The sequence below is a fragment of the Paenibacillus whitsoniae genome (assembly GCF_003955665.1).
GTDB lineage: Bacteria > Bacillota > Bacilli > Paenibacillales > NBRC-103111 > Paenibacillus_E > Paenibacillus_E whitsoniae.
Genome location: NZ_RXHU01000026.1, coordinates 1 through 16,394, shown reverse-complemented (window position 1 = coordinate 16,394; position 16,394 = coordinate 1). Strand labels below are relative to the sequence as shown.

Below are 16,394 nucleotides of genomic sequence, written 5' to 3'. Positions count from 1 at the left end.
ACCAGACCATACACTTTCGAGGAGGAATACACGATGTATACAGATATTTTGCCGCAAGATGTGCTTAGACGCCAGGAACAGGGAGAACCGGTTCACATTCTGGATGTACGCGAGCAGGACGAATGGGAATCCGGGCATATTCACGGTGCGTACCATATTCCACTGGGGCAGATCAATCGGGCGCTGAATGAACTGGACCGTGAACAAGAAACGATCGTTGTCTGCCGCAGCGGCAATCGGAGCAGCAGGGCTTGCGAATACTTGTCATCGCTCGGCTGCCGCGTCGTGAATATGACGGGAGGCATGTCCGCCTGGAGTGGAGCGTTAGCCTACGGCCAAGAAGGAAATCAAGGAGGCGTGGGAAGATGACGATTATTCACGCTAACCGTACGGTACCGTGCGAAGGGCTTGCTTGTCCGCTGCCCGTTGTTCGTACCAAGAAGGCGATCGAAGAGATGAAGGCAGGCGAAATAGTCGAAGTGCGTGCAACCGATAAAGGCTCCGTCGCCGACTTGAAAGGATGGTCCGACCGTTCCGGTCATCACTATGTCGGTCTGCGAGAGGAGAACGGCGTCTACCGCCATTTCATTCGAAAAGCCGTAGCTTCCGAAGTTAAGCCCGAACAGAAGTATGAGATGACCATTGGAAATGGGGACGTTGCGGCTAAGCTGGCGGCCGGTGAGAAGCTCACCATTCTTGATGTTCGCGAGCCTGCGGAGTTCGCCTTCGGACACATTCCCGGCTCCTTCTCGATTCCGCTAGGGAATCTTGATAGCAGACTTGCTGCGCTTAATCCCGAAGAGACGATCTACGTGATTTGCCGGACGGGGACGCGAAGCGATCTGGCCTGTTTGCTGCTTGCGGAGCGCGGTTTTACGAAGCTGTACAATGTACTGCCGGGGATGTCGCAATGGAACGGCCCGATTCAACAAGAAGATTAAGAGTGCTCTCCGAAATTAAGCGATACGTTATTTCGGAAAGTTTACGATGAGGAGGAAAACGATAATGGTTCATTTGGTTGTAGATGCGAAAGGATTAGCGTGCCCAATGCCGATTGTAAAAGCGAAGAAAGGCATCGATACGTTGGAGCCGGGGCAGGTTATGGAGCTGCTTACGACAGATAAAGGCGCGTTGAAAGATTTTACAGCATGGGTTGGACAAACGAAGCATGAGCTGCTGGAAGCGAAAGAGAACCAAGGCGTCTTCATCTTTCTGGTGAGAAAAGGAGGATGAGCCTTATGACGGAGAACAAGGAAAAGACGACGATTGTTCTGTTCAGCGGCGAGCTCGATAAAGCCATAGCCGCCTTTATCATAGCGAACGGTGCGGCTGCGTATGACCATGAGGTGACCGTCTTTTTCACCTTCTGGGGCCTCAATACACTGCGCAAGGATGGGCAGGTTGCTGGCGTCAAGAAAGGGCTGCTGGAGAAAGCCTTCGGCTGGATGATGCCGCGCGGCCCGGAGAAGCTCGGGCTGTCCAAGATGAATTTTGGCGGCATGGGACCTAAAATGATCAAGCACGTGATGAAAAAACACAATGCGCTATCCCTGCCTCAACTGATTGAGCTTGCGCAAGAGCAGGGGGTTCGCTTGGTGGCCTGCACGATGACCATGGATCTGCTGGGGCTGCAGGAGCAAGAATTGTTGGACGGCATCGAATATGCCGGGGTTGCGGCTTACCTTGGCGACGCGGCGGATGCGAAAGTGAACCTATTTGTCTAGGCATGGCTTGTCTTCCACACCGTCATGGGCAATAATATACCTAACCAGGTATGCGAAAGGATGGCTGAAAAATGACGATGATCTACGATGATGATATGAAAAAACGGCTCAAACGAATGGAAGGCCAGATTCGCGGCATTTTGCGCATGATGGAGGAAGAGCAGGATTGCAAAGATGTTGTGAGTCAAATCTCGGCGGTCCGCAGTGCGGCCGACAAGGCGATTGCCACGATTGTTGCCGTCAACTTGGAGAACTGCATTATGGAAGAGCGTGAAGCGGGCGGCGATACGGGCAAGCTGGTGAAGCAAGCGGTGGAATTGCTGGTCAAAAGCCGGTAATCCGGCAGAAAGAGGCAGCTTATGAATGGACAAATGATTTTCAACCTCATTGCGCACGGTTTTATCGTGTGGTTCATCTATTCTCGCTTCTCCGGTGTCAGAGGTCTTGATAACCTCTCCTCGCAGCAATTGCAGGAGCGTTTAGCGGAGAAGACTGGGAGCGTGCTGATCGATGTGCGCGAGCCGAACGAGGTGAAGCAAGGCTACATTCCGGGTGCGGTGAACATTCCGCTCTCCCGGCTCAAGACCAGGTACGCCGAGATCCCTCAGGATCGGCCTGTGGTTCTCTACTGCCGAAGCGGGATGCGCAGCAAGCAGGCGGCCCGGATACTGAGCAAGAACGGGTATAAGCAGCTGTCGCATTTGCGCGGAGGCATTCTGGCCTGGCGAGGCAAAGTCACGCAGTCATGAAGAAAAAGTCATTAGCCCACTAGCGGGTTAATGACTTTTTTGGCGCTAGGGTCAGTCGTCAAAGCTGTGGCGGCTCAGTTTGCCTGGGTCCCGCTGGTAATATGCATGTACGAAAAACTCCACAATCCCATAGACGACCGCAACGATCGCCATACTCGTGTAGCTCATGGACCAATCGTAGAAGTAGCGCTGTACGAGCCAGAAGAACACGAACGTCAGCAGCACATCTGCGAGTACAGCGGCCGCATTGTTCGTCACCCGCATAAAGAGCTGGTCCACGATGACGTACGTCATAAGGAGAAAGGTGAAGACGGCCCAAAACGCGCTTCCCCACCCGGCATTCGATAAATACACAACCAAGGGAATCAGAATAATCCCGTTAATTACGAGCTTCATGAGCAGTTTTCCCAGCATAATCTCGCCTACTTTCTTTAAGATAACGCGTCTGATCTTAATATGGCTGAAATCGGGCGGGGGTATGCTTGAGACCTGCTCACTGCGCGAAATTCCTAGTGGTTGTTCAGGGTGAACAGGTAATTGTATTTGCTCGCATGCTTAAGCTCGTCGAGAATGATACCGCCAACTGTATCCTTGTAGATGCCATAAGGCAGCCCGAATTGAATATTCCGGTATTTCTCGACCGCCCCGAGCTCTCCTTGCAGCGCTCGCTGCAAGCCTTCCTTATACGAGCGGATGTGCTGATACTTCTCGTCGCTGATGCCGTGTACCTCATGTCCGGTGAGATCCCGATACATGCTCCGGTACATGGCATTGTGGCTGCGCTCATCGTCGCGAATGGATGTAATCATGGCTTTCTGCTCCGCTGTAGGCGCTAGTTTGATCAATTCCTCATAAAACAATTCGTCATTTCGTTCGTCCTGCACCGCCGAGGCAATGAGCTGTAAAGACTTCTGATAATCCGTGTTCCACACCGGTTGGAAGGCAGGTCGGTAAGCATAAGGGTAACGCCAGTACATGGTTGATCCCCCCAGTCGTTCGTGGGTATGCTGAGTAGAATAGTATATGTGCATGTGCCTATCAGAGTTCCCGATTATCGCTCCGTGCTTCTAGCCGCGGGCGTTCTAGCATATAAATGGAGTATGTACGCTAGATTGATAGGAATGAGGTGCCTTTGTTGAAAGTGCTGATGATCGTATCCCCTAAAAAATTGCGAAGCCTCGCTTTTCTGATCGGCTGCTCTTTGCTGCTCACGACCGCGTGCAGCAGCAGCAAAACGGCCGCTGTGCCTTCCGCCAGCCCTGCAGGGGGCGGGGGCGTGACGCCGGCGTCGAAGCCGGCCACAGCGACTGCGGAGTCGCCTGCGCCTACGGCCGCGGCGGCTTTCCACTTTCCGCTCACTGGCCTGCCTGCCGACCGTGAGGTGAAGTCGCGCCCTTACATGGTCATGGTCGAAAATGCGCCCCAAGCGCGCCCGCAATCTGGCCTCGACCAAGCCGACATCGTCTATGAAATTCTTGCCGAGGGTGAGATTACGAGATTCGTTTCTGTTTTTCAAAGTCATGAACCTGCGGTCATTGGGCCTGTGCGGAGCATTCGGCCGTATTTTGTGGAGATTGGCGACGCCCTCGACGCGGTCATTGTCCACGCCGGCTGGAGCCAGGATGCCATGGATATGATGGCAGGCCGCAATCTGGCTCACCTTGATGAAGTGTACGGCGACGGCGCCTATTACTGGCGTTCGACGGAACGCAAAGCGCCACACAACTTGTACACCTCGGTGGCGAAAATCAAACAAGGCGCCGCCGCGCACAAGTTCCGCACGGATTGGAACGGGCCGCTGGTGACGTTCGCGGCGGATACGCAGAGCAAGCTCACGGGCGCTGCGGTGCACTACGTGCAGATCCCGTATTTGATGGGTTACTTCGTCTCGTACGAGTACGATGCCGCTTCCGGCCTGTACAAGCGCAGCATGGAAGGGAAGCCGCATCTGGACAAGGAGACGGGCGGGCAGCTCACGACGACGAACCTGCTCGTGCTGGAGAGCAAGCACCAGGTCGTCGACAAAGAAGGCCGCCGCGACGTCGATGTGTTCGGACCGAACAAGGGCATGATCTTCCAGCAGGGCAAGTCCCAGGCGATCACGTGGGAGCGCAAGAACGGCCTGCTGCGGGCCTTCAGCGCGGACGGCAAGGAAGTGCCGCTGCTGCCGGGCAGCACGTGGGTGCAGATCGTGCCGGAGGGCACGGCGCTGAAGATGGAGTAGGCGGTGTGGGTTAGGGGGATATTTTACAATCCGTTAACACTGACCTAATGATGTCCGAACATTGGCCTCCTATGATAAGAAGTCATAGGGGGAATACGCGATGCTTAAGCTACAACGCAAAATTTCGATACCGGTCTATATTCTGTTCATTATCGTTCTGTTTGGTGTTGTTGGCATCAGTTACTCCATCTGGGGAAATGCGTCCGTGGCCCGGGGAACGGAAGTGTCCGATGTTACGGGACAAGCCATGCCTGAGGTGACAAAAGTGGTCTGGTGGCACTCCATGGGCGGAGAGAACGGCAAAGTCGTGGACAAGTTGGTGACCAATTTCAACGCCGTACATAACGACATCAAAGTAGAAGCGGTCTACCAAGGCTCGTATTACGACAGTTTGACGAAGCTGAAAGCATCGTTCGGTTCCAAAATCGGCCCAACCCTGGCGCAGGTCTACGATATCGGCACAAAGTTTATGATTGACTCGAAGGCGATAACGCCGATGCAGCAGTTTATTCAGCAGGAGAATTACGATACTTCACAATTGGATGAAGCGATTATGAATCATTATGTCGTGGACGATACCCTGTATTCCATGCCGTTTAATGCTTCTAATTCGCTGTTGTACTATAACAAGGATATGTTCAAAGCGGCGGGTCTCAATCCGGAGAAGCCTCCGCTTTATTTCGACGAGGTCGGGCAGGCGGCCCGGAAGCTGTCCAGAGACAATGCGTGGGGAGCTTATTTCGGCATCCAAAGCTGGTACATGGAGCAGTTCGTCGCCAACCAGGGCGCGGAGCTGGTCAATTTCGGCAACGGCCGGGAAGGGCTGGCCACCGCCTGGCAGTTGAATGGTTCGGAAGGCGTGAAGGTCCTTACCTGGTGGAAAGAGCTCGTGGACAGCAAAGCGGCGGTTCCTGCGGCAGGCAAAAGCGACGAGTCGAAAAAATGGTTCATCGACGGCAAGGTCGCCATGATTCTGGATACGACCGCTTCGCTGCGGGATATTTTGAATGGCGTGAACGGGCGCTTTGAGGTCGGGACGGGCTTTTTTCCGAAGGCGCCGGGGGACAAAGGCAGCATCATGGTTGGCGGCGGCAGCAACTGGATTATGAATAACAAGAGCGATGCCGAGCAAAAAGCGGCGTGGACCTTCATCAAATTCATCTCCGAACCGGAGCAGCAGGCATTCTTTCATGTGAACACCGGCTATTTTCCGATCACGAAGGCGGCCTATGACCAGCCGCTTGTGAAGGAGAATTTGGCGCAGTTCCCGCAGTTTGGAACAGCGATTGATCAGCACCAGGCGTCCGAGATGAGCCGGGCTTCGCAGGGCGGCGTGCTCGGCGTCTACCCCGATGCGCGCAAGCTGACGGAGAACGCGGTGAACGAGGCCCTCAGCGGCGTGAAAACGCCGCAGGAAGCGCTCGACGCCGCCGCCGCGGCGATTAATGCGAAGATTGCGGCGTACAATTCGCAATTATAAGAGGGAAGGAAGCGGGGTGGTCGGCTTCCTTTTTTTGTGTTCTCGTCGGCCCGCACCGCACGCTCAGCATGCACCAAAAAACCTGAGGGAACCCGAACCCCTCAGGTTTTTTCTCACGCTCAGGCCGCAGGGCCGTCGCCAATGTAGTCAGCTTAAAGGCAGCAGGCTGTGCGTTTTACATGTACAACGATGGAAGCCAAATAATATCAAGCAAGCTAAGCGCCTATGAACTGGAAAATCTCCAGCTCATTTCGTCTGGCAACGTCTCCCGTGTCAACTCAACTGGAAAACTTCCAGTTTATTTCAGCCATTTTCGGAGATAGACTGCCAAACGGTCAAATGTACTGGAAGAATTCCAGTTCAGCCCCGCAATTTGAGCAAAAACACGAAAATGAACGGGAGAAATTCCAGTTCATTGGATTGGGGGCGCGGCGCGCACCGCCGCCGCCGGAAGCCCGGCTACGAAGTCCTATGCATCCGCCGGTACTCGCCGGGCGAGGTGCCGGTACGGTTTTTGAACATCCGGTTGAACGAGGAGATGTTCCGGTAGCCGACCTGCACACCGATCTCCTGAATGTTCAGGTCGGTGTTTTGCAGCAGCTCTTGCGCATTGCGCACGCGCCTGTCATGGAGGTGCTCCATGAAGTTGACGCCGGTTTTTTCTTTGATGTACGTCGACAGATACGACGTGCTCAGGTTCAGTTGATCGGCCAGTGTATCCAGGGACAGATCGTCGGCGTAGCGCTCCTGCACGACACTGAGCACATGGTCGATGACCGGGTCGCTGGTGTCCTTTTTTTCGCGGACGATGCTCGCGACGACGGTGAAGTAGCTGGCAAAGCTCTGGCGATACTCCGCCACGGTGCAGCACTCGTCCAACTGAAGCGTCAGCGGCTTGAGCTGCCAGGCGATGTCTGGCTGGATTTTGTAATGTTCCAGCACTTTCTGCGCCTTGGCGGTGACCGCCTGCGTCAGCTGGTTGAACATGTCGATGCTCGCTTCATAGCGAGCTAGCTCCTCCAGCCACGGCAGGAAAATGTCCAGCATATCCTGCTCCTTCCCGGACATCAAGGCGGTGGTCAGGTCTTTTTCCTGCGCTAGCGTCAAGGTGTAAGCTGTCAAATGCGGTCGGAAATCCGTGACGATCTGCGTCTCTTCGGCCAGCCGCGCCTGCTGCGCCATGTCTTTGACCTGGCGGTAGGCATGGCCGAACTGCACGGAATGCTCAAAGGCGGAGCTGACGGCGATGGTAACCAGGCCAAAGCGCAAATCGCGGTCGAGCGCGGCTTTGAGTGTCTCCAGCGTCGCCAGGATCCGTTCCCGCTCGCCGCCGGGAAACACGGTCAAGAACTGATGATGCTCCATCTGAAACGTATGTGAAGCAGGGAAGTGCGCCTCCATCAGCGGTTTGATCTGATCGCCGATCAACAGCGAAGTCTGGTCGTGGCTGACCGGCGTCTGGACAAAGGCGGCGGAGCGGAAGCGAAGCTCGTAAAGCACGACGGTAAACGTTTCTTCCGCGGAGATAGGCGGCCAATCGGGCGCATCGTGAGAAATATTTTTGAGCCGCGTGATGTAATGGTAATTGGTGAGAAGCGACTGCTGATCTTGCAGGGTTTGCTGAATTTCAGTTTTCTCTTTCAGCAGTTCCCGCACAGGCTTGTTAATCCGCTTGCTGAAGGAGATGGCAGCCAATAAAGCGATGAGAATGGAAACGCTGAGCAGAATCATCATCAGATTGTCCAGCCGCAGCAGCTTCGCCGCCAAGTCCGGACTCGACACCGCCAGAATCACCCGCATGCCGTCCTCAATCCCATAACTGAGATAGTAAACCCCGTTAACGAATAGGTAATCGTTCTGCGCGATCTTCCCCGCTTGGACTTGCTTGGGAAGCTCTCCGGTATCGCTGCTTGTCCGATAGAGAAGGCTGCTGTCAGCCCCTAAAAGCGTCAATTGCATACCGGGATGATCCCGCAGTATTGCGTCCCGCAGCCGATCCGCGTCCACCATAGCAATCAGCATGTTATCGGAAAGCGCGGGTTTAATGGAGTACGGGATCAATGTTTTCCCGGGGCTCCCGAACGATGCCGCCGCATGCAGCACAAAATTTTCCCGTCGATCAAACTGCGCTTGCCAATAAGACAGTGGGTATGCCGCGCTCGCATAATCCGTGAAAAGTGCCGCCGCCGGACCCGATCCCATTTTATTCACGGCCAGATCGGTCGTTCGAAACAGGAGGAACATCGTGTCGAGATACAGCTCACTATCGCTCGTCAGGCCTTGAATATCCTGCACGACTGGGCGGGAGTTCAGGGTATCGGTATCCTTGGACAAGCTGACCTGATTGTTGAACGTAATGACGTCCTTATCCGTGAATTCCTTGTAGAGCGCCTCTTTCACCCGATTTAGCTGCATCTGGTAGCGGTCCGCCACTTTTTGCAGGGTGAGCCGGTTCTGCTCGATCATTTCGCTGCGCAGGTGGCTCTTAAGTAGTCCGAAGATCAGCAAATTGAAGCAGGAGAAGATTAGAATTAGAATAAGAAAACTGGTGAGTATGGTTCGAAACAGTGATGGTTGACGTGTAAAAAAACTCATCGTTACAGGCTCCCTCTGGTTGCAGCGCCAGTTGATCTTGGCGAGTTGTTCGCCTCTTTATTTTAGTCCATTCCTGATATTTCGGGTATGGGCTTTTTTTTGGATACTGCGCGCTTTTCCCGATTCGTCGCTTTATAAAAGCTTTAAAAACAAATCCAAACAATCGGGAAGGATCGAAAATGGTGTGTATAGGCAGCAGCTGGGGGCCTCGGCTATGATGACCGGGTAAGACACGGAGCTCATGGGAAGGAGTGAGGCGAAGCGGAAGACATGAGCCGTGCCAAATCATTGGATAAGGGGAACAAGGCTGTGCGGCTTCTCAAAAAAAGTTTCATCGTAATCATCTTGACCGTGACGGCGATCTTGACCGTGGCTGCACCGGGGTGGGCGCACTTCTCCTCCGCGGGGTATTCGGACATTCAGGTCGGGTCGGATACGATCTCCTATCATTTATCTCTCCTGGAGCAGGATTTGGTTCATATTTTCCCCGATAAGCCGGATGGCGGAGATAAGATCAGCGACAAGCAGCTGGCGGCTTCGCTCGGTACGCTGAGTCGTCTCGTCGATGACGGCATCATTGTAACGGGGGATGGCAAGGTCGGCAACGGAACCATTACGGCGGCCAAACATGAGAAACGCGCCAGCATGGAGATGATCGGCATCGATATTCAGTACCGTTTTGCTGGGCCGGTGAAGCGCTACTTGATGCAGTACAACTTCTTCTGGTATAACGGCGTCGATGTGAACCACAGCAACTATGCGACGATCCATGTCGGCGGACAGACGATTGAACAGGTGCTGGGCAGTCAAAATTACATCGTCCAGGTGCAAGGTCCTGGCGCGTCCGCTGCGGGCAGCCCATCTGGCGGTGCCGCTGCAACGACGACGAAAACCATTACAGCCTCAGCGTCTTCCAAGCAGCCGACTGTGCTGACGGCAGAGACATCGGGGTGGAGCACGCTCCGAACGTATGTGGTGATGGGCATGGAACATATCTGGTCGGGACTGGATCACATGTTGTTCCTATTCGGGCTGCTGCTGGCCGCGGAACAGAAGGTATGGAAGATCGTGCGGTTGATCACGGCTTTTACGATCGGGCACTGTGTGACGCTGGTTCTGTCCTCACTGGAAGTCGCTTACCTGTCCCCAAGGATCGTGGAACCGTTAATCGCCTTAAGTATCGTGTATATCGCGATCGAGAATATATGGAAAAAGAAAGAAAACGTGCGCGTCGTCGTGACGATGCTGTTCGGCTTGGTGCACGGCTTCGGCTTTGCCGAGGTGCTGCGGGGCACGCTTTCCGGTCACATGGCGCTGCCGCTCTTCTCATTCAACCTGGGCGTCGAGATCGGCCAACTGGTCGTCGTCGCCATCGTGATTCCGCTGCTGATCGCGGTGCGGCGCCTGCCGATTCGCTTCAATTGGAACGTGTATGCCTCCGGCATCGTTGGCATTTTCGGTCTCTACTGGTTATTGGAGCGAGTACTAGCTTAGTCAAAAAAAGAATGAAGGGACGTTATCATGGTTAAACGTAGTTTGAAACAATGGATTTCCGGCCTTACAGTCGCCGGTATGATGTTCAGCATGCTGGCTCCGATGGCGGTTGCCGATACTGGTGTGCAGGCGGCAGCTTTTGACGCTGCACAAGTGCCAAAGCTGCTCATCACCGAGCTCGTTCCGGATACCGCAAATATCAGCGGTTCCGATGCGTATGAATTTATCGAGGTGTATAACAATTCGGATAGCGCAGTTGATTTTAAGGATTACAATCTGGTGTACCGCAATGCCGGGTCGAATACGGTCTGGGCGCCTTACAATAACGGCAATCCTGGCGGCAGTATGCCAATTCCGGCCCGTTCTTCTATTGTAATTTGGGTGATGAATGCGGCTAATAAAGCACTGACGGAAGCCAATTTCAATACGAATTTTCACACCGCGCTTCATGAGAATGTCAACCTGTTCCGCGTTGAAGGCGGAGGCGGCATGGCGAACGGCGGGCCAAGAGATCTGGTAATTCAGGATAAGCTGGGCGAGGATATCGTCATTGCCAGTTATCAGAACGATAACCAAACGCTACCGGATAAAGGGATTTTTTACGAGCTTCCGACCGACGGCTCCAAGAATATGGTGATGATCGGTTCGGGCGAGGACCCGATTCCGGCGAATGCAACCCCGGGTGCCGTCGATCCTGGACAGGTGGCTTACTCGGAGCACCCGGTCATTACGCATATGCCGGTTACGCAAGCGGATCAGAAGCAAGATCTGGTGCTGCAAGCGCAGATTACGAACAGCGAGCCGGCAGAGACGGTATCGGCTTCCGTGTACTATCAGACAGGTGGGATGCCAACGTATGATACGGTGGGTATGACGGCAAACGGCGGCAATGCCTTTCAAGCCGTGATCCCTAAGGCCAAGCTAACCGATACCCAGTTGAAGTATTATATTCAGGCTAACGATGGACTGAAAACCGTACGCTCCAATGTGTATCAAGTTGGTGTCGCGATGGACAACACGGACTTCACCCGCATTCCGCCGCTTCTCGTGACCGAGGTTGTGCCGGATTCCACAAATATCGGATCGGCGGACGGCTATGAATTCATTGAGATTTATAACAATACGGATCAAGCTGTAAATTTTAAAGACTACTCGATGGTGTACCGTTACACGGATTCCGGTCCAAGCGCCGACGTGCTCTGGCCTGCGGACAAAGAAGATGTCATTATTCCATCCAAAGGCACTCTGGTGTTCTGGATTATCAACAACCAGAATATGAACGCTACGGTGGCTGATTTCAATGCGAACTACAAAACGAACCTCGTGGAAGGCACGAACATCGTCCGCATCTACAGTGACGGGATGGCGAATGCTTCGAACCGAGGGCTTGTCATCGCGACAAATACGGGGACGGAAGTTGCCTCCGCTTACTATGTAGCTGGCGACGCCAAGGCTAATATGGGGATTTTGTACAAATACCCGGTAGACGGCAGCCAAACGATGACGAAATACAGTGCAGCGACGGCAGCGGCGACGCCGGGCGCGGTTGAGTCGGTGCAAGTGCCAACGAAAACCGTAACCGTGACGCCAGATACCGTGAAGCCGACACTGACGGACTTAACCGGAAAAACAGTGATCGACCAGTCCAAGGATTTGGAAATCATCGGCGATGCGAAGGACAATGTGGCGGTGAAAACCGTCGCGCTCTACTACAAAACCGAGAAACAAGCGCAGTATACGAAGCATTATTTGAGAGAGAGCTTTGCGGATACAATGTATCATTACACCGTTTTCTCGCCGGAGCTGATCGGCAACACCTACCTGGACTATTACTTGACGGCTTCAGACGGCACCAACGAAACGGTATTAAGCTCGAAGCGGGTTGAGATTCAAGGCGGTTCCGATCACGCGCCGCTGCGGCTCAGCGTCAAAGACGGGGACATCCTTTCGAATTCGAAGGTAATCCGGGGGACAGGCGAAGGTCTCCATCCCGACAGCTTGACGCTGACGATGGACGGCACGGAGCTGCCGGCGGAAGCGACGTATCCTGCGGTTGAGTATAACGCTTACTTCGCATTTGATGTTAATGGCGTTAACTATTATTTCAAAAACGGCATCACGCAGGGCGAGGAAATCCTGTCGATTTTCCAGGATCCGATCTCCACGTACACGACACTGTCGATTCCGTTCCAGGCGGATCGGTTAAAGGCAGGCAGCAACGTGATCTCGATCCGCGCGGGCTCCAAGGCATCGCCTTTTGACGACCGGCCTGAAGAGAACAAGGATGATTTTGAAGTGAAGAACGTCCGTCTTGTTTTTGATGACGGTACGATTCTTTACGATGCAAGATACAGCGATCCGACGAAGGTCATTAAAATGGGCGACAGCGCAGGCAAAAATCCGTTCGTCGATTTCAACTTTGACATCCCGACCAGCCTGTTGGCGTCAAAAGCGTATGCCTGGAATACGGCACAAGCAAGCGACGGTCCGCATTCGATCAAGCTTAGTCATGCGAGTGCAGGTACGATTACTGCTTCCGTGCAAGTCGATAATACTGCGCCTGTGATTCAGCCGACTGTGCAAGAAGGCATGATGTACCGTGGCGCGTTCACGATCAATGCCGATGTCACGGATGCGCTCGCCGGCGTGGACAAAGTCGAAGCTACGCTCGACGGCGAGGCGGTCACGCTGCCGATCGCAACCTCATCCGCAGAGCTGCCGAGCGGCTCGCATACGTTCAATGTGAAAGCGACGGACAAAGTCGGTAATGCGGCGGAAAAGACGATTCATTTTACCGTACCGGCCGAAAATCCAGACCAACCGCAGCAACTGCTGCCGGGTCAAGATGCGAGCAATGTGAACCGCAATGCGTGGCTTTCGGTGAGAGCAAAAGATGGCATGAGCGATGAAATGCGCGTGTCGTTCTACCAAGGCTTTAAATATGACGCAGGCACGCAGCAGCAGCTTCAAGGCTTCCGTGGCGCCTCGGATACGGAGCCTCCGAAGCAGGTGAAGCCGGATGGTGAGCAGGCTTTTGGACAGGCCGATTATGAATCCATCCGTGCTGTTGACGGCAACTACTTGACGGACGATGCTTATGAGCAATTCCCGTATCAGCGTTTTGAAGTGAATTTGGACCCGGCTGTGGCGAGCACGGACCGTGTAGCGTTGAGTTGGAAAGGGAAGTCGCTGGAAGGGCGCAAAGTAACGTTGTACGCCTGGAGTCCGAGCCTTGGGAAGTGGAATCCGCTGCAGACAGTTTTTGCAGGAGCGGAGGACTTCACGCTCCAAGCGGAAGTGGCCGCAGGCGATTATGCGGATACGGAACGTAAGATTCAAGTGATGGTGCAGGACGAAGTGGCTCCTGTACAGACGAGCACGGCTGCGCCGGATTACGATTTTTCCTTTGTCTGGATGTCCGATACGCAGTATTATTCCAAAAGCTATCCTTACATCTACCAGAACATCGTGAAATGGATCGCCGACCACAAGGAAGACAACAAGATCAAATATGTCATCCATACCGGGGACATCGTCGATAATGCCGACCAGGAATACCAGTGGGTGGAAGCCGACAAAGATATGAAGGTGCTGGAAGACGCGAAGATTCCATACGGCGTGCTGGCCGGGAACCATGACGTCGGGCATCAGAATAATGACTACAGCTACTACAGCCAATGGTTCGGGGAAGACCGTTTCAAAAACCAACCGACCTACGGCGAGTCCTACGATAACAACCGCGGCCATTACGACCTGGTTTCCTCGAACGGGAACGATTTTATTATCGTCTATATGGGCTGGGGCTTCGGGGACAAGGAAATTGACTGGATCAACGATGTGCTCAAAAAGTATCCGAACCGCAAAGCGATTCTGAACTTCCACGAGTATATGCTCGTGTCCAACAACCGTGCGCCGATGGCGGACAAAGTGTTCGAACGCGTCGTCATTCCGAACAAAAACGTGATCGCTGCGCTATCCGGCCACTACCACGATGCCGAGCTTAAAGTTGATGGTATTGACGATGACGGCGATGGCAAACCAGATCGCAACGTATATCAAATGCTAGCTGATTACCAGGGTGCGCCGGAAGGCGGACTGGGCTATATCCGTCTGATGCAGTTCGATATGACGCAAGGCAAAATCAACATGAAGACGTTCTCGCCTTACTTGAACGACTATAACTATTACGACCCGACGGAATACCCGGGCAAAGATGAGTTTACCCTCGATCTGAATTTGGAGCCGGTGTTGAAGCGCGTGTCTACGGATTATTTCGGTGTGAACGTGTATACGGCCAATCCCATTGGCGTAAAAGAGCATGTGGCGAGCGGGGCGCGGGCTTCGACGCTGTGGTCGGACCTCGCTGCCAACACGACGTATCAATGGTACGCCGTTGCTGAAGATAACTACCAAGGCAAGAGGCGTTCGGACATTTGGAAGTTCACGACAGGAACGGAGATGAAAGATCCGGGGCCTGAGCCGGTTGACGTTGTGGATGATGACGATGACTCGAGCGATAATAGCAGCGGCGGTGCTCCGATTGGAAGTCCGGGAACGACGATTCCGGTTGACGGCGGTACGGCTTCTATGGACGGCATCAAAATTATCGTGCCAAGCGGCGCCGTCGAAAGTGCGATTCGTATCACGGTAGAGAAGCTGACGAATCCTTCTTCGCTGCCAGTTGAGACGGGAGCCAAGCTGCTGGGCGACGTGTATGAAATTAAGAAGGATCAAGCAGGCTCTTTCAACAAAGCGATTCAAATTACGCTGCCGTTTAACGCGAACGGTGTGGACTTAAAGCAAACGAAAGTCAGCTTATACTGGTTCAATGAAGAGACGCGCAAATGGGTGCAGCTCGACAATGTGAGCGTAGATCCAGCGGCTGGTACAGTGACAGGCTCCGTGACGCATTTCACGAAATTCGCTGTTCTGGCAACGCCGAAAGAAGAGGCGAAACCGGGCACAGGTGGAACAGACTTGTCCGATGTTAAAGGGCACTGGGCGGAAGCGAGCATTCGTGGATTGATCGGGGCAGGCGCGATCTCCGGGTATCCGGACGGTACATTCCGGCCTGAGAAACACATCACGAGAGCCGAGTTCGTGTCTATTCTCGTGAAAGCACTCAAGCTGAATACTGCGGGTAGCGGGAAGGTGTTTGCGGATACGGCCAATCACTGGGCTCAACCGGTGATCGCGGCGGCTGCGGCGCAAGGCATCGTCAGCGGGTACAGCGATACGGCGTTTGGACCGGACGATGTGATCACCCGCGAGCAGATGGCGGTTATGCTGGTGNNGGCGGCTTGCTGAACGGCTACGAGGACGGCACGCTGCGTCCGCAAGGAGAGACGACGAGAGCGGAAGCTACGACGTTGATCTGGCGTGCGCTGCATTCTGGGAAATAAATGGAAAACCAAGAGGTGCCCGGGAGCGGGTGCCTCTTGGTTTTTATGTGTTTTTTGGGGGCCGCGGTGGTGGGTGGAAGCTGGTAAGGGTTGCCATAGCGCTTATTTGTTTAAAAATAGGGTGCCTACCAGCCTAACGGTTGCCATGGAGGCAATTTCGGTGAAATCGGCAAGATTTCACTGGATTTCGTGCAAATAAGCTCCACGACAACCGTTAGCTTCGGAATAGAGGCTTTTGGCGCCAGATAAGCGCTGTGGCAACTGTTAGAGATGGTAGAGCGTGGTTTGGGAGGTAGTGTAAACCGTTAGAGCAGTTCCCGCTGCGCAGCTTACCTGCGTCTGCGCTTCACGCTCACGCTCTTGCCGCTGGTGCGACGGCGTGCTTTGCCGCCTTTGCGTCTGCGGCGTTTGCGTTTCGGCCGGTACACTTCTACATCGTCATCGGAGGCTTTGACCGCGCCCTTGCCGATGCTGCCGAAGAGTGTTTTGACCATCGGCGCCATTTGCTGGAACGTGCCGATGAACTTCTGCACCTTGCCCATCGTGCCGATGATGCCGTCGATGCCGCCCATGCGCTCCACGAAGCCGGAGATTTGCTTCATGTTGAGGTTGCCCAGGCCGCCGCCTGCGCCGCCGCCACCGCCGCCGAGCAGGTTGCTCAGGAAGTTGCCGCCGCCGCCTCCGGTGCCGCCACCACCGCCGAAGAGCTGTCTCTTATACACATCT

13 protein-coding genes and 2 pseudogenes are annotated in these 16,394 nt (G+C 54.2%); 11 read left to right on the top strand and 4 right to left on the bottom strand.

Going from position 1 to position 16,394, the window contains the following annotated elements; genetic code table 11:
- Nucleotides 1–33: 33 nt before the first annotated feature.
- The 6 genes from EJQ19_RS10310 to EJQ19_RS10285 all read left to right on the top strand — a co-directional run bounded on the left by EJQ19_RS10310 (nt 34) and on the right by EJQ19_RS10285 (nt 2,473).
- Complete coding sequence (locus EJQ19_RS10310) at nt 34–369, top strand: rhodanese-like domain-containing protein (RefSeq protein WP_126141135.1); 336 nt, start codon at nt 34–36, stop codon at nt 367–369.
- Nucleotides 366–941, top strand: coding sequence for a sulfurtransferase TusA family protein (locus tag EJQ19_RS10305; protein ID WP_126141134.1), 576 nt, complete (start codon nt 366–368; stop codon nt 939–941). The genes EJQ19_RS10310 and EJQ19_RS10305 overlap by 4 nt, the downstream gene beginning before the upstream one ends.
- Nucleotides 942–1,005: 64 nt before the next feature.
- The gene (locus tag EJQ19_RS10300; RefSeq protein WP_126141133.1) at nt 1,006–1,233 is read left to right on the top strand and encodes a sulfurtransferase TusA family protein; all 228 of its coding nucleotides are present in this window, start codon (nt 1,006–1,008) and stop codon (nt 1,231–1,233) included.
- A 5-nt stretch (nt 1,234–1,238) separates the two neighbouring features.
- Nucleotides 1,239–1,724, top strand: coding sequence for a DsrE/DsrF/DrsH-like family protein (locus EJQ19_RS10295; protein ID WP_126141132.1), 486 nt, complete (start codon nt 1,239–1,241; stop codon nt 1,722–1,724).
- A 71-nt stretch (nt 1,725–1,795) separates the two neighbouring features.
- The gene (locus EJQ19_RS10290; protein WP_126141131.1) at nt 1,796–2,062 is read left to right on the top strand and encodes a metal-sensitive transcriptional regulator; all 267 of its coding nucleotides are present in this window, start codon (nt 1,796–1,798) and stop codon (nt 2,060–2,062) included.
- A gap of 21 nt (nt 2,063–2,083) precedes the next feature.
- Nucleotides 2,084–2,473 carry a rhodanese-like domain-containing protein gene (locus EJQ19_RS10285; protein WP_126141130.1) on the top strand — a complete coding sequence of 130 codons (390 nt, stop codon included), beginning with the start codon at nt 2,084–2,086 and terminating at the stop codon, nt 2,471–2,473.
- Between the two features lie 51 nt (nt 2,474–2,524).
- Here EJQ19_RS10285 and EJQ19_RS10280 read toward each other — a convergent pair whose 3' ends face one another.
- Together EJQ19_RS10280 and EJQ19_RS10275 are read right to left on the bottom strand one after the other, a co-directional pair.
- Nucleotides 2,525–2,887, bottom strand: a complete 363-nt coding sequence (locus tag EJQ19_RS10280; protein WP_126141129.1) for a DUF2512 family protein — start codon at nt 2,885–2,887, stop codon at nt 2,525–2,527.
- A 95-nt stretch (nt 2,888–2,982) separates the two neighbouring features.
- The gene (locus EJQ19_RS10275) at nt 2,983–3,450 is read right to left on the bottom strand and encodes a ferritin-like domain-containing protein (RefSeq protein ID WP_126141128.1); all 468 of its coding nucleotides are present in this window, start codon (nt 3,448–3,450) and stop codon (nt 2,983–2,985) included.
- 164 nt (nt 3,451–3,614) lie between these two features.
- On the opposite strand from EJQ19_RS10275, the gene EJQ19_RS10270 reads away from it, so the two are divergent.
- Both EJQ19_RS10270 and EJQ19_RS10265 read left to right on the top strand, forming a co-directional pair.
- Nucleotides 3,615–4,697: a DUF3048 domain-containing protein gene (locus EJQ19_RS10270; RefSeq protein ID WP_241242837.1), complete on the top strand. Its 1,083-nt coding sequence runs from the start codon at nt 3,615–3,617 to the stop codon at nt 4,695–4,697.
- Between the two features lie 100 nt (nt 4,698–4,797).
- Nucleotides 4,798–6,177 (top strand): ABC transporter substrate-binding protein, encoded by a 1,380-nt coding sequence (locus tag EJQ19_RS10265; RefSeq protein ID WP_126141126.1) that lies wholly within the window; start codon nt 4,798–4,800, stop codon nt 6,175–6,177.
- Between the two features lie 459 nt (nt 6,178–6,636).
- Here the strand turns inward: EJQ19_RS10265 and EJQ19_RS10260 are convergent, their stop codons facing one another.
- Complete coding sequence (locus tag EJQ19_RS10260; RefSeq protein ID WP_126141125.1) at nt 6,637–8,772, bottom strand: helix-turn-helix domain-containing protein; 2,136 nt, start codon at nt 8,770–8,772, stop codon at nt 6,637–6,639.
- 270 nt (nt 8,773–9,042) lie between these two features.
- On the opposite strand from EJQ19_RS10260, the gene EJQ19_RS10255 reads away from it, so the two are divergent.
- From EJQ19_RS10255 to EJQ19_RS31780, 3 genes and pseudogenes are all read left to right on the top strand, one after another.
- Entirely contained in the window at nt 9,043–10,266 is a 1,224-nt protein-coding gene (locus EJQ19_RS10255) for a HupE/UreJ family protein (RefSeq protein ID WP_126141124.1), read from the top strand.
- A 27-nt stretch (nt 10,267–10,293) separates the two neighbouring features.
- Nucleotides 10,294–15,558 (top strand): annotated as a pseudogene (locus tag EJQ19_RS33035) (S-layer homology domain-containing protein); the annotation flags it as partial.
- A gap of 8 nt (nt 15,559–15,566) precedes the next feature.
- Nucleotides 15,567–15,668 (top strand): S-layer homology domain-containing protein, encoded by a 102-nt coding sequence (locus tag EJQ19_RS31780; RefSeq protein ID WP_241242836.1) that lies wholly within the window; start codon nt 15,567–15,569, stop codon nt 15,666–15,668.
- Nucleotides 15,669–15,997: 329 nt separating this feature from the next.
- On the opposite strand, the pseudogene EJQ19_RS10240 reads toward EJQ19_RS31780, so the two are convergent.
- Nucleotides 15,998–16,394: pseudogene (locus EJQ19_RS10240) on the bottom strand (hypothetical protein); the annotation flags it as partial.

Bases quoted from the DNA above. Each gene is read 5' to 3' on its own strand.
- EJQ19_RS10310 (WP_126141135.1), top strand. From the start codon at position 34: ATGTATACAGATATTTTGCCGCAAGATGTGCTTAGACGCCAGGAACAG.
- EJQ19_RS10305 (WP_126141134.1), top strand. From the start codon at position 366: ATGACGATTATTCACGCTAACCGTACGGTACCGTGCGAAGGGCTTGCT.
- EJQ19_RS10300 (WP_126141133.1), top strand. From the start codon at position 1,006: ATGGTTCATTTGGTTGTAGATGCGAAAGGATTAGCGTGCCCAATGCCG.
- EJQ19_RS10295 (WP_126141132.1), top strand. From the start codon at position 1,239: ATGACGGAGAACAAGGAAAAGACGACGATTGTTCTGTTCAGCGGCGAG.
- EJQ19_RS10290 (WP_126141131.1), top strand. From the start codon at position 1,796: ATGACGATGATCTACGATGATGATATGAAAAAACGGCTCAAACGAATG.
- EJQ19_RS10285 (WP_126141130.1), top strand. From the start codon at position 2,084: ATGAATGGACAAATGATTTTCAACCTCATTGCGCACGGTTTTATCGTG.
- EJQ19_RS10280 (WP_126141129.1), bottom strand. From the start codon at position 2,887: ATGCTGGGAAAACTGCTCATGAAGCTCGTAATTAACGGGATTATTCTG.
- EJQ19_RS10275 (WP_126141128.1), bottom strand. From the start codon at position 3,450: ATGTACTGGCGTTACCCTTATGCTTACCGACCTGCCTTCCAACCGGTG.
- EJQ19_RS10265 (WP_126141126.1), top strand. From the start codon at position 4,798: ATGCTTAAGCTACAACGCAAAATTTCGATACCGGTCTATATTCTGTTC.
- EJQ19_RS10260 (WP_126141125.1), bottom strand. From the start codon at position 8,772: ATGAGTTTTTTTACACGTCAACCATCACTGTTTCGAACCATACTCACC.
- EJQ19_RS10255 (WP_126141124.1), top strand. From the start codon at position 9,043: ATGAGCCGTGCCAAATCATTGGATAAGGGGAACAAGGCTGTGCGGCTT.